Source organism: Pseudomonas sp. StFLB209, assembly GCF_000829415.1.
Classification (GTDB): Bacteria; Pseudomonadota; Gammaproteobacteria; order Pseudomonadales; family Pseudomonadaceae; genus Aquipseudomonas.
Map to the genome: position 1 here is coordinate 4,267,889 of NZ_AP014637.1, position 13,137 is coordinate 4,281,025.

Consider the following 13,137-nt stretch of genomic DNA (forward strand, 5'->3'; position numbering starts at 1 on the left):
CTGTATGAATAAAGCTGGTAATTCGATCGTTCAGCGTCCGGTAGCCCTTCAATGAGGGCTGGCTTGTGCATCGAGCAGGGCCATGAACGCTCTGGCGGCATTGGATAGCGTGCGCTCGGTGTGCAGGATGTAGCCTAGCTGGCGATTGAGCTGTATGCCCGGCAACGGGATGCGCGCCACTTGTTCGTCGAGCATGGTGCGCGGCAATACACTCCAGGCCAGGCCAATGGAGACCATCATCTTGATGGTTTCCAGATAATTGGTGCTCATGGCGATGTCCGGCTTCAGGCCACGGGCCTCGCACAGGCCGCTGACAATATGGTGGGTAAAGGTGTTGCCGCCGGGAAACACCGCCGGATAGCGCACAATGTCTTCCAGGCTTACCGGCCCGCTGTTGGCCAGCGGATGTTCCGGGGCGGCGACGAAGTCCAGCGGGTCTTCCCAGACCGCGACCGCCCGCACCAGGGTATGGGGCGTGGGCGCCAGGGTGATCACCGCCAGTTCCGCGCGGCCATGGAGGATTTCTTCGTAGGCGATTTCCGAGTCGAGAAACTGGATGTCCAGCGCCACCTGCGGATACAGCCGGGTAAAAGTGCGCAATACCGGTGGCAGACGGTGCAGGCCGATATGGTGGCTGGTCGCCAGGGTCAGCCGGCCGCTGATCTCGCCGGTCAGGTTGGTCAGTGCCCGCCGGGTATCGTCCAGCACGTTGAGAATCTGATAGGCGCGGGGCAGCAAGGCGCGGCCGGCCTCGGTCAGGCTGACTTCCCGGCCGAGGCGGTCAAACAGACGCACGTCGAGTTGCTGTTCCAGTCCTGCGATGCGTTTGCTGATGGCCGGCTGGGTCAGGTGCAGGCGTTCACCGGCACCGGAAAAGCTGCTGGTTTCGGCCACAGCAATAAAAGCGTTGAGATTGGCGAGATCCATGACGACGGATTCCAGTTGGTTATCCAAAGCATAAAAATTATGAATTGGAGTTATTTAAGCACATTCCATAGCATTGTCCGCACAAGCCAAGGGGTCATCGAGCACGATCACCCGAGGGTGCCTCTAAAAACGCCGGTAGTTTTCAGAGGTGCCCTTAAGGCATAGAAAGACGTTGATGAGGATACCGTCCGATGGCTGGCAAAACGCTTTACGACAAGTTGTGGGATTCCCATGTGGTCAAAGAACGCGACGACGGCTCGTCGCTGATCTATATCGACCGCCATATCATCCATGAAGTGACCTCGCCGCAGGCGTTCGAAGGTCTGCGCCTGGCTGGCCGCAAGCCATGGCGGGTAGACTCGATCGTCGCCACCCCGGACCACAACGTACCGACCACCGCCGAGCGCAAGGGCGGTATCGAGGCGATTGCCGACCAGGTCTCGCGTCTGCAGGTCCAGACTCTGGACGATAACTGTGACGAATACGGCATCACCGAATTCAAGATGAACGACCTGCGCCAAGGCATCGTCCATGTGGTCGGCCCGGAGCAGGGTGCCACCCTGCCTGGCATGAGCGTGGTCTGCGGCGACTCGCATACCTCGACCCACGGCGCTTTCGGTGCGCTGGCCCACGGTATCGGCACCTCGGAAGTCGAGCACGTGATGGCCACCCAGTGCCTGGTCGCCAAGAAAATGAAAAACATGCTGGTGCGGGTCGAAGGCACACTGCCATTTGGCGTGACCGCCAAGGACATCGTCCTGGCCGTGATCGGCAAGATCGGTACCGCTGGCGGTAACGGCCATGCCATGGAGTTCGCCGGTAGCGCGATCCGTGACCTGTCGATCGAAGGCCGCATGACCATCTGCAACATGTCCATCGAAGCCGGTGCCCGTGTCGGCATGGTTGCCACCGACGAGAAAACCCTGGCGTACGTCAAGGGTCGTCCATTCTCGCCCAAGGGCCAGGACTGGGACCGTGCGGTTGAAGTATGGAAAGACCTGGTGTCTGACGCCGATGCCGTGTTCGACACCGTGGTCGAGCTGGACGCAGCGCAGATCAAGCCGCAAGTCAGCTGGGGCACTTCTCCGGAGATGGTCCTGGCCGTTGATGACAATGTGCCGGACCCGGCCCAGGAGCCGGATCTGGTCAAGCGTGGCTCTATCGAGCGGGCGCTGAAATACATGGGCTTGAAAGCCAACCAGCCGATTACCGATATCAAGCTCGACCGTGTGTTTATCGGCTCGTGCACCAACTCGCGGATCGAAGACCTGCGCGCTGCCGCAGAAATTGCCAAGGGCCGCAAGGTTGCCGCCACGGTCAAGCAGGCCATGGTGGTGCCAGGTTCCGGCCTGATCAAAGAGCAGGCCGAGAAAGAAGGCCTGGACAAGATCTTCATCGAAGCCGGTTTTGAATGGCGTGAGCCAGGCTGCTCGATGTGCCTGGCCATGAACCCTGACCGCCTGGGCTCTGGCGAGCACTGTGCGTCGACCTCCAACCGCAACTTCGAAGGTCGCCAGGGCGCCGGTGGGCGTACCCACCTGGTCAGCCCGGCGATGGCCGCGGCGGCGGCGGTGACCGGTCGTTTCATTGATGTTCGCGAATTGATCCAGCACTAAGGAGCCCAGCATGAAAGCCTTTACCCAGCTCAACGGCCTTGTGGCGCCTCTGGATCGTGCCAACGTCGACACCGACCAGATCATCCCCAAGCAATTTCTCAAGTCGATCAAGCGCACCGGCTTTGGTCCGAACCTGTTCGACGAATGGCGCTACCTGGACGTGGGCCAGCCTTACCAGGACAACTCCAAGCGTCCGGTCAACCCGGAGTTCGTGCTCAACCACGCGCGCTATCAGGGCGCCAGCGTGCTGCTGGCCCGGGAAAACTTCGGCTGCGGTTCCAGCCGTGAGCATGCGCCGTGGGCGCTGGAAGAGTATGGTTTCCGCGCCATCATCGCGCCGAGCTACGCCGACATCTTCTTCAATAACAGCTTCAAGAACGGCATGCTGCCGATCATCCTGACCGAGCAGGAAGTCGACGAGCTGTTCAAGCAGGTTGAGGCCGAGCCAGGTTATCAGTTGAGTATCGATCTGCAGACCCAGACCGTGACTCGTCCTGATGGCAAGACCTACAGCTTTGAAGTCGATGCGTTTCGCAAGCATTGCCTGCTCAACGGCCTGGACGACATCGGCCTGACCCTGGTCGACGCCGATGCCATCCATGCGTTTGAAGCCAGGCATCGTGCCAGCCAGCCGTGGTTGTTCCGCGACTGACAAAACCTGCAACTAATGTTCTGCCCCGTGGTAGGAGCGGCTTTAGCCGCGAAGAGCCATTCGCGGCTAAATCTATTCGCGGCTAAAGCGGATCGCCGCCCGGCCGCTCCTACCGCATTTCACCCAAGGATCCAGGCCATGACCCAATCCGTGCATACCCAGGTTGTCCAGCGTCAATTCGGCGAGCAGGCGTCTGCCTATCTGAGCAGTGCCGTACATGCCCAGGGCAGCGAGTTTGCGCTACTGCAGGCCGAGGTGGCCGGGCGCAGTGACGCGCGGTTGCTGGATCTGGGTTGCGGTGCGGGCCACGTTAGCTTTAATGTCGCCGCCTCGGTGGGGGAAGTCGTGGCCTATGACCTCTCCCGGCAAATGCTGGATGTGGTCGCGGCGACCGCGCAGGATCGCGGTTTTAGCAATATCCGCACGCAACAAGGCGCCGCCGAGCAGTTGCCATTCGCCGATGGCGAGTTTGATTTTGTGTTCAGCCGTTACTCGGCGCATCACTGGAGCGACCTGGGCCTGGCCCTGCGTGAAGTGCGGCGGGTGCTCAAGCCGGGCGGGGTGGCGGCGTTTGTCGATGTGATGTCGCCGGGCAGCCCGTTACTGGACACCTATTTGCAGAGCGTCGAAGTGCTGCGTGACACCAGCCACGTGCGTGATTATGCGGCGGCCGAGTGGCTGCGTCAGGTCAGCGAGGCGGGGTTGTTCACCCGCAGTCACAGCCGCCAGCGGCTGCGCCTGGAGTTCACTTCCTGGGTTGAGCGCATGCGCACCCCGCAGGCCATGCGGGTAGCCATCCGCGAGCTGCAACAGGCGATGGGCGCCGAGGTTCGCGAGTATTTCGAGATTGAGCAAGATGGCTCGTTCAGCACCGATGTTCTGGTGCTGTGGGCCGAGCGATAAGTTTTTGCCCGCCCGCAGCGTTTACTTAAAGCGCGTTGCGCGGCGCACACTACCGAGGATGTTATGAGCAAGCAGATTCTGATTCTCCCAGGCGACGGTATCGGTCCGGAAATCATGGCCGAAGCGGTCAAGGTGCTGGAGCTGGCCAACGAAAAATACAGCCTGGGCTTTGAGCTGAACTTCGACGTGATCGGTGGCGCAGCCATCGACAAGCACGGCGTGCCGCTGGCTGACGAAACCCTGGAGCGCGCCCGTGCGGCCGACGCGGTGTTGCTGGGTGCGGTGGGCGGTCCGAAGTGGGACACCATTGAGCGCGACATTCGTCCTGAGCGCGGCCTGCTGAAAATCCGTTCGCAACTGGGCCTGTTCGGCAACCTGCGTCCGGCCATCCTGTATCCGCAACTGGCCGAAGCGTCCAGCCTCAAGCCTGAAATCGTGGCCGGCCTGGACATTCTGATCGTCCGTGAGCTGACCGGCGGCATCTACTTCGGCGCACCACGCGGCACCCGCGAGCTGGAAAACGGCGAGCGCCAGTCCTACGACACCCTGCCATACAGCGAAAGCGAAATCCGTCGTATCGCCAAGGTCGGCTTCGACATGGCCCGTGTGCGTGGCAAGAAGCTGTGCTCGGTCGACAAGGCCAACGTTCTGGCGTCCAGCCAGCTGTGGCGTGAAGTGGTCGAGCAGGTTGCCAAGGACTACCCGGACGTCGAGCTGAGCCACATGTACGTCGACAACGCCGCCATGCAACTGGTGCGTGCGCCCAAGCAGTTCGACGTGATCGTCACTGACAACATGTTCGGCGACATCCTGTCCGACGAAGCCTCGATGCTTACCGGCTCGATCGGCATGCTGCCATCGGCGTCGCTGGATTCGAACAACAAGGGCATGTACGAGCCTTGCCACGGTTCGGCTCCGGACATCGCCGGTCAAGGCATTGCCAACCCGCTGGCAACCATCCTTTCGGTATCGATGATGCTGCGCTACAGCTTCAATCTGACCGATGCCGCCGATGCCATCGAGAAGGCCGTCAGCGTAGTCCTGGATCAGGACCTGCGCACCGGTGATATCTGGTCGCAAGGCAAGCAGAAGGTCGGCACTCGTGAAATGGGTGATGCGGTAGTCGCGGCGCTGCGAAATCTGTAATCTCTCTGGCCCGCCGTTGTTTGCCTGGGGTAACGCGGCGGTCCCACTTTTAGTTAAGGTGTTGCGATGAAACGTGTAGGTCTGATCGGTTGGCGTGGCATGGTCGGTTCCGTGCTCATGCAGCGGATGCGTGAAGAACAGGACTTCGACCTCATTGAACCGGTGTTCTTCACCACCTCCAATGTGGGTGGCGAGGCCCCGTCGGTAGGCAAGGACGTGGCTCCTCTGAAAGATGCGTACAGCATCGAAGAGCTGAAAACCCTCGACGTCATCCTGACCTGCCAGGGCGGCGACTACACCAACGAGGTGTTCCCCAAGCTGCGTGAAGCCGGCTGGCAAGGCTACTGGATCGACGCGGCGTCGAGCCTGCGCATGCAGGACGACTCGGTGATCGTGCTCGACCCGGTCAACCGCAAGGTCATTGACCAGCAGCTCGATGCCGGTACCAAGAACTACATCGGCGGCAACTGCACCGTCAGCCTGATGCTGATGGGCCTGGGCGGCCTGTTCGAAGCCGGTCTGGTCGACTGGATGACGGCCATGACTTACCAGGCGGCTTCCGGTGCCGGCGCGCAGAACATGCGCGAGCTGATTCGTCAGATGGGCGGCATCAATGCGGCGGTCGCCGATGACCTGGCCAACCCGGCCAGCGCGATCCTCGACATCGACCGCAAAGTGGCCGAGGCCATGCGCAGCGATGCGTTCCCGACCGAAAACTTCGGCGCACCGCTGGCCGGCAGCCTGATCCCGTGGATCGACAAAGAGCTGCCAAACGGCCAGAGCCGCGAAGAGTGGAAGGCTCAGGCCGAGACCAACAAAATTCTGGGTCGCTTCAAGAACCCGATCCCGGTCGACGGTATCTGCGTGCGCATCGGCGCCATGCGCTGCCACAGCCAGGCGCTGACCATCAAGCTGAACAAGGACGTGCCGATCGCCGACATCGAAGCCTTGATCAGCCAGCACAACCCTTGGGTCAAGCTGGTGCCGAACCACCGCGAAGCCAGCATCAAGGAACTGAGCCCGACTGCCGTGACCGGCACTATGAGCGTACCGGTTGGCCGGTTGCGCAAACTGAACATGGGTTCGCAATACCTGGGCGCTTTCACCGTAGGCGACCAACTGCTGTGGGGTGCGGCCGAACCGCTGCGTCGCATGCTGCGCATCCTGCTGGAGCGTTGATACCCGGCTACGGCCCCGTATCAGCCAAACCCGCGCCCTGAGAAGGCCGCGGGTTTTTTTATGGGCGCAGATTCTCGCCGCTGTCGCTGCCGCTGCTTGGGCTTTTGCTCTTCGAGCCGAGATGGCACAAACGACGCGAATCGCGACTTGGGCGCTGGCCGAGGATAGGCGTCGATTCGGGGGAGAAACCGACATGGATGTCGCTGCTCTTGATATCAGGAGCAGGTGCGCTGGGCAGGGATGCCCATCGCGCCGGCCCCCGAATCGATGCCGGACGGAGGGAAGTTCGCCCGCAGGGCGGACCCAAGCCAGGAGCAAGCGGTTTTCCCCTATTTTGCAAAGCACAAAATAGGGTCGCCCGTCGGGGCGAAACCCGCAGTCCAGACAACCGCGGCAATGATCCTTGCACAAAACGAAAGACCAATTCGCGACCATTTCAAATCATTGCGGCGCATCATTAAATCCCTATATATGGGATGTAAATTTATATATTGAGAATTTATCCGCTCCGGGTTTATAGTCCGCCTCGCAGTCACTTAGAAAAACAACAGGTGAAGCGATGCAGGCGCAACTCATAGCGCTCGACTGGGGAACCACTTCCCTTCGGGCCTACCGACTCGGCCACCAAGGCCAGGTCCTCGAACACCGCTCTCTGAGCGCGGGCATCATGCAACTGCCCAGCACGCCCCGGCAGATCGCCGGGCAACCATGCAGCAACGGATTCGAACTGGCCTTCGATCAGGCCTGCGGTGACTGGCTGGATGCCGAGCCGCGCCTGCCGGTGATTGCCTGCGGCATGGTCGGCAGCGCCCAGGGCTGGCGCGAAGCCGCCTATCAGCCAACCCCGGCCAGCCTCGATGCACTGAGCGCCACACTCACCACGGTGCGCAGCGTGCGGGGTGTCGACATCCACATCATTGCCGGCGTCATCCAGCGCTCGGCTCTGCCTAACGTCATGCGCGGTGAAGAAACCCAGGTGCTGGGCATCCTCGCCGGGCAGGGCAATGCCCAGCCACTGCTGATCGGCCTGCCCGGCAGCCACAGCAAATGGGTCCGGGTCAGCGAAGGGCGAATTGTCCATTTCGATACGTTCATGACCGGCGAGGTCTACGCCGCGCTGTGTGCCCACACCTTGCTGGGTCGCACCATGCAGCCGGGCGGCGAGTTCGACCTGCAGGCCTTCGAGCAAGGCGTTGCGGTGGCGTTGTCCAGTGCGGGGCAGGCGGGTCTGCTGTCGACCATCTTTAGCAGCCGCACCCTTGGCCTGACCGGGCAACTGACGGCCAGCGCCCAGCCTGACTACCTGTCCGGGCTGCTGATCGGCCACGAACTGGCGGGGCTTTGCGCCTCGTTGCGCCAGCAGCAGGCGCCGTTACCGGCCGTGGTGCTGGTGGGCAGCGACAGCCTGTGCCAGCGCTACCGGCAGGCTCTGGTGCTGGCCGGTTTTTCCTCCGTGACGCTGGCCGAGCAGGCCACCGAGTGCGGTCTCTGGCAGGTGGCGCGGCAGGCAGGCCTGTTGAGCGGCGCCGATTCTGTTTTGCTCAAGGAGCTCTGACATGTTTTTGCAAGCACTCAACAGTAACGGGTTGGTCGCGATCCTGCGCGGCCTGCGTCCCCAGGAAGCGCCAGCCATCGGTGAAGTTCTGTACGAGGCGGGCTTTCGGGTCATCGAGGTACCGCTCAATTCGCCATCGCCGTTCGACAGCATCAGCCTGCTGCGGCGCAGCCTGCCCGCCGACTCCCTGGTCGGTGCCGGCACAGTGTTGCAGCCCGCGCAGGTGCAGCAGGTCAAGGACGCCGGAGGCCAGTTGATCGTCATGCCGCACAGCGATGCCGCCGTGCTGCGGACCGCCAAAGCGGCCGGGCTGTTCCTGTCGCCCGGTGTCGCCACGCCGACCGAAGCATTCGCCGCGTTGGCCGAAGGCGCTGACGTTCTGAAGCTGTTCCCTGCCGAGCAAATGGCGCCGGCGGTGGTCAAGGCCTGGCTGGCGGTGCTGCCGGCGGGCACCGTGTTGCTGCCGGTGGGCGGCATCACGGCGGACAACATGCAGCCCTGGCTGGACGCCGGTGCGCGGGGCTTCGGGCTGGGCTCCGGGCTGTTCAAGCCAGGCATGAGCGCCGCTGAGGTCGCCAGCCGCGCCCAGGCGTATGTCGCGGCCTGGACACGCAGCAGCGCCGCTTAATTTTCTGGCGGGCGCGGTAGGCGCCCGCATCGATAACAAGAGAGATCACAACGATGAAAATCACCAAACTGACCACCTTTATCGTTCCGCCACGCTGGTGCTTCCTCAAGGTCGAAACCGACCAGGGTGTGACCGGCTGGGGCGAGCCGGTGGTCGAAGGCCGCGCCCATACCGTTGCTGCGGCAGTGGACGAGCTGTCCGATTACCTGATTGGTAAAGACCCGCGCAATATCGAAGACATCTGGACCGTGCTCTACCGTGGCGGCTTCTATCGCGGCGGTTCGATTCACATGAGTGCGCTGGCCGGTATCGACCAGGCGCTGTGGGATATCAAAGGCAAGGCGCTGGGCGTCTCGGTCAGCGACCTGCTCGGTGGTCAGGTGCGTGACAAGATCCGGGTCTACTCGTGGATCGGCGGTGATCGCCCGGCCGACACCGCTCGGGCAGCCAAGGAGGCGGTGGAACGCGGTTTTACTGCAGTGAAGATGAACGGCACCGAAGAGCTGCAGTTTCTCGACACGTTCGACAAGGTCGACCGCGCGCTGGCCAGCGTGGCCGCGGTGCGCGACGCGGTGGGGCCGAACGTCGGTATCGGCGTGGATTTCCATGGCCGGGTGCACAAGCCCATGGCCAAGGTACTGATGAAGGAGCTGGACCCGTTCAAGCTGATGTTCATCGAAGAGCCGGTGCTCAGCGAGCACTATGAGGCGCTCAAGGAACTGGCGCCGCTGACCAGTACACCGATCGCGCTGGGCGAGCGGCTGTTCTCGCGCTGGGACTTCAAGCGGGTGCTCAGCGAAGGTTACGTCGACATCATCCAGCCCGACGCCTCGCATGCCGGCGGCATCACCGAAACCCGCAAGATCGCCAATATGGCCGAAGCCTACGACGTGGCGCTGGCCCTGCATTGCCCGTTGGGGCCGATTGCCCTGGCCGCGTGCCTGCAGCTGGATGCGGCTTGCTACAACGCCTTCATCCAGGAGCAGAGCCTGGGCATCCATTACAACGAAAGCAACGACCTGCTCGACTACGTCAAACACCCGGAAGTCTTCGACTACGAAGCCGGCATGGTGAAAATCCCCAACGGTCCGGGCCTGGGCATCGAGATCAACGAAGCTTACGTGCGCGAGCGCGCAGCCGTCGGCCATCGCTGGCGCAACCCGATCTGGCGGCATGCTGATGGCAGTTTTGCCGAGTGGTAAGAGGCGACCTGTGCGGTACTACACAAACTCATACAACTCCAATAAGAGGCAAACCTCATGAGTTCCCGGGCATTCGAATCGGCGGCGTCGCTGGCCACGCCGACCCGCAAACGCTATTTCATCATGGTGCTGTTGTTCATCACCGTGGTCATCAACTACCTGGACCGCAGCAACCTGTCGATTGCCGCGCCGGCGCTGACCAGCGAGCTGGGTTTGACGCCGGTCGAGGTCGGCCTGATCTTTTCGGCGTTCGGCTGGACCTACGCGGCCATGCAATTGCCCGGCGGCTGGCTGGTCGACCGTGTACCGCCACGGATTCTCTATACCGTGGCGTTGATCTCCTGGTCGGTGGCGACGGTGATGCTGGGTTTTGCGGCCAGCTTCATCGCCTTGTTCGTGCTGCGTATGGCGGTGGGGGCGCTGGAGGCCCCGGCCTATCCGATCAATAGCCGGGTGGTGACCTCGTGGTTCCCTGAGCGCGAGCGGGCCACCGCCATCGGCTTCTACACCTCCGGGCAGTTTGTCGGCCTGGCATTTCTGACCCCGATACTGGCCTGGCTACAGGCGCATTACGGCTGGCACATGGTATTTGTGGCCACCGGTGCAGTAGGTATCCTCTGGGGCGTGATCTGGTATCTGGTGTATCGCGAACCGCGCGACTTCAAGGGGGCCAATAACGCCGAGATTGAGCTGATTCGCGAGGGCGGCGGGCTGGTGGATATCCAGGCTGATACCGCCAGGCAAAAAGCCGGGTTCAAGTGGGCCGATCTCGGCATCGTGCTCAGTCAGCGCAAGCTGTGGGGGCTCTATCTGGGGCAGTTCTGCCTGAACTCGACCCTGTGGTTCTTCCTGACCTGGTTCCCTACCTATCTGGTCAAGTACCGGGGCATGGACTTCATCAAGTCCGGGTTGCTGGCTTCGTTGCCGTTCCTGGCAGCGTTCGTCGGCGTGCTGTGTTCGGGGTTCTTCTCCGACTGGCTGATCCGCCGCGGCCACAGCGTGGGGCTGGCGCGCAAGCTGCCGATCATCACTGGCCTGCTGATCTCCACGACCATCATTGGTGCCAACTACGTGGACTCGACCGGGCTGATCATCGCCTGTATGGCGGTAGCCTTCTTCGGCAATGGCCTGGCGTCGATCACCTGGTCGCTGGTATCGACCGTTGCGCCGGCGCGGCTGCTGGGCCTGACGGGGGGCACCTTTAACTTCATCGGCAACCTGGCGGCCATTGCCACGCCGATCATGATCGGTTTTCTGGCCACCGGTGATTCGTTTGCGCCGGCCATTACCTACATCGCCTGCCTGGCGTTGTTGGGAGCGCTGTCGTACATCCTGCTGGTGGGCAAGGTCGAGCGGATCGAGCTTTAGCGGCTGGTTCTGAGGCGGCTAGATGCCCATAATGCTGCCAGCTTTTTTGACGGAACCAGACCTGATATGGACAAGGCTTCAATGGCAGACGCCGATAAAGAACCGGCGCTGGCGGGAACGCAAACTCTGGTACGTGGCCTGGCCGTGGTTCAGGCAGTCGCGGCAGGTGCCCGGGACCTCAAAGACATCGCCAAGGCAATGGGTACCACCCGCAGCACCACCCACCGGTTGGCCAGTTGTCTGGTGCTGGAGCGCTATCTGCGGGTGGTGCCACAGGTCGGCTATCTGCTGGGGCCCAAGTTGATCGAGCTGGGCTTCCAGGCTCGGGAAGAATTGCCATTGGCGATGCTGGCCAGGCCCTATCTGGACCGGCTTTCGGAACTGACCGGCGATACCGTGCATCTGGCCGTGCGCGACGGCGATGAGGTGCTGTACCTGCACAAGAATCCAGGTCGCAACGGCCCGGAGATGCGCTCGCGGGTCGGGCACCGCATGCCATTGGTACGCACCGGGATCGGCAAGGCGTTGTTGCTCGACAGCGCCGAGCAGGAATGGCAGCGGCTGTTCGATATCAGCCAGCCGGTCGCTGGCCGTGCCTCGACATTGCCGGCCCATGAGCCGCAGACCTGGGAGCAGTTGCGCCAGCGCCGCGAGGAGTATGTGCAGGGCGGCTATGCCTTCGACCTGGAAGACAACGAGCCGTCGATCCGCTGCGTTGCGGCGCCGGTGCGTGACGCCAGCCGACAGATCGTGGCTGGCATCAGCATCGCCAGCACTGTGCCGTATATGCCGCTGGAGAAAATGGCCGAACTGGTGCCGCTGATCAAAGACCTGGCGGCGCAGCTGTCGGCCGAACTGGGCGCGGTGTGATCAGGCCTTGAGCGTCGCCATATCGATGACGAAGCGGTACTTCACGTCACCGGCCAGCATGCGTTCGTAGGCCTGATTGATGTTGCGGATGTCGAGCATTTCGATATCGCAACGGATGTCGTGTTCAGCGCAGAAATCCAGCACTTCCTGGGTTTCGGCGATGCCGCCGATCAGTGAGCCGGCCAGTACCCGGCGTTTCATGACCAGGTTGGCGGCATGTACCGGTGGGTCGATCGGTTCGATCAGGCCGACCAGAATGTGCACGCCGCCGAAGGTCAGGGTGTCCAGGTAGGGATTGAGGTCGTGCTGCACCGGAATGGTGTCGAGCAGGAAATCAAAGCGGCCGGCGGCGGCTTTCATCTGCTCGGCATCGGTGGATACGATCACATGGTCGGCACCCTGACGGCGTGCCTCGGCCGCTTTGCTGGCAGAGCGGGTGAACAGAGTGACCTCTGCGCCCATCGCCTTGGCGAACTTGATCCCCATGTGGCCCAGGCCGCCCATGCCCAGTACGCCGACCTTGTGCCCGGCGCGCACGCCATGGAGCTTGAGCGGCGAGTAGGTGGTAATGCCGGCGCACAGGATCGGCGCCGCGGCTGCCGCATCGAGTTGTTCCGGGATGCGTACGACGAAGTGTTCGCTGACCACGATGCTGCTGGAGTAGCCGCCCATGGTGTTGCTGCCATCGACCCTGTCCGGGGTGGCGTAGGTCATGGTCGGGCCTTCCAGGCAGTATTGCTCAAGGTCTGCCTGGCAGGCGCTGCAGGTGCGGCACGAGTCGACCATGCAACCGACACCGACCAGATCACCGGTCTTGTAGCGGGTGGCCTGCGGACCGGTGGCAGTGACCCGGCCGACGATTTCATGGCCGGGCATCAGCGGGTAGACGGCAATCCCCCATTCATTGCGGGCCTGGTGAATATCTGAGTGGCAGACGCCGCAGTAGAGGATTTCGATGGCCACGTCGTCAGCGCGCAAGGCGCGACGTTCGAAGGTCATCGGCGCCAGCGGCGCGGTAGGGGATTGAGCAGCGTAACCGATAGCGGTGTACATCAGAGGGGCCTCGCAAATGACAAGCTGTTGAGGCGGTG

12 protein-coding genes are annotated in these 13,137 nt (G+C 62.3%); 10 read left to right on the top strand and 2 right to left on the bottom strand.

What is annotated here, in order from left to right:
* Window positions 1–48 precede the first annotated feature (48 nt).
* Window positions 49–927, bottom strand: coding sequence for a LysR family transcriptional regulator (locus PSCI_RS19220; RefSeq protein ID WP_045490084.1), 879 nt, complete (start codon window positions 925–927; stop codon window positions 49–51).
* A gap of 191 nt (window positions 928–1,118) precedes the next feature.
* On the opposite strand from PSCI_RS19220, the gene leuC reads away from it, so the two are divergent.
* From leuC to PSCI_RS19275, 10 genes are all read left to right on the top strand, one after another.
* The gene (gene leuC, locus PSCI_RS19225) at window positions 1,119–2,543 is read left to right on the top strand and encodes a 3-isopropylmalate dehydratase large subunit (RefSeq protein ID WP_045490086.1); all 1,425 of its coding nucleotides are present in this window, start codon (window positions 1,119–1,121) and stop codon (window positions 2,541–2,543) included.
* A 10-nt stretch (window positions 2,544–2,553) separates the two neighbouring features.
* Window positions 2,554–3,195, top strand: a complete 642-nt coding sequence (leuD, locus tag PSCI_RS19230) for a 3-isopropylmalate dehydratase small subunit (protein ID WP_045490090.1) — start codon at window positions 2,554–2,556, stop codon at window positions 3,193–3,195.
* Window positions 3,196–3,333: 138 nt separating this feature from the next.
* Complete coding sequence (locus PSCI_RS19235; protein ID WP_045490092.1) at window positions 3,334–4,098, top strand: class I SAM-dependent methyltransferase; 765 nt, start codon at window positions 3,334–3,336, stop codon at window positions 4,096–4,098.
* Between the two features lie 63 nt (window positions 4,099–4,161).
* On the top strand, window positions 4,162–5,244 hold the full coding sequence (gene leuB / locus PSCI_RS19240) for a 3-isopropylmalate dehydrogenase (protein ID WP_045490094.1): 1,083 nt from the start codon (window positions 4,162–4,164) through the stop codon (window positions 5,242–5,244).
* A gap of 66 nt (window positions 5,245–5,310) precedes the next feature.
* Window positions 5,311–6,423: an aspartate-semialdehyde dehydrogenase gene (gene asd, locus PSCI_RS19245; RefSeq protein WP_045490095.1), complete on the top strand. Its 1,113-nt coding sequence runs from the start codon at window positions 5,311–5,313 to the stop codon at window positions 6,421–6,423.
* A 559-nt stretch (window positions 6,424–6,982) separates the two neighbouring features.
* Window positions 6,983–7,978 carry a 2-dehydro-3-deoxygalactonokinase gene (locus PSCI_RS19255; RefSeq protein WP_045490100.1) on the top strand — a complete coding sequence of 332 codons (996 nt, stop codon included), beginning with the start codon at window positions 6,983–6,985 and terminating at the stop codon, window positions 7,976–7,978.
* A gap of 1 nt (window position 7,979) precedes the next feature.
* Window positions 7,980–8,606, top strand: coding sequence for a 2-dehydro-3-deoxy-6-phosphogalactonate aldolase (locus PSCI_RS19260; RefSeq protein WP_045490102.1), 627 nt, complete (start codon window positions 7,980–7,982; stop codon window positions 8,604–8,606).
* A gap of 53 nt (window positions 8,607–8,659) precedes the next feature.
* Window positions 8,660–9,808: a galactonate dehydratase gene (gene dgoD, locus PSCI_RS19265; RefSeq protein ID WP_045490104.1), complete on the top strand. Its 1,149-nt coding sequence runs from the start codon at window positions 8,660–8,662 to the stop codon at window positions 9,806–9,808.
* Between the two features lie 57 nt (window positions 9,809–9,865).
* Entirely contained in the window at window positions 9,866–11,176 is a 1,311-nt protein-coding gene (locus PSCI_RS19270; RefSeq protein ID WP_045490107.1) for an MFS transporter, read from the top strand.
* An 81-nt stretch (window positions 11,177–11,257) separates the two neighbouring features.
* Complete coding sequence (locus tag PSCI_RS19275) at window positions 11,258–12,046, top strand: IclR family transcriptional regulator (RefSeq protein ID WP_045494592.1); 789 nt, start codon at window positions 11,258–11,260, stop codon at window positions 12,044–12,046.
* On the opposite strand, the gene PSCI_RS19280 is transcribed toward PSCI_RS19275, so the two are convergent.
* On the bottom strand, window positions 12,047–13,099 hold the full coding sequence (locus PSCI_RS19280) for an NAD(P)-dependent alcohol dehydrogenase (RefSeq protein ID WP_045490108.1): 1,053 nt from the start codon (window positions 13,097–13,099) through the stop codon (window positions 12,047–12,049).
* Window positions 13,100–13,137: the final 38 nt, after the last annotated feature.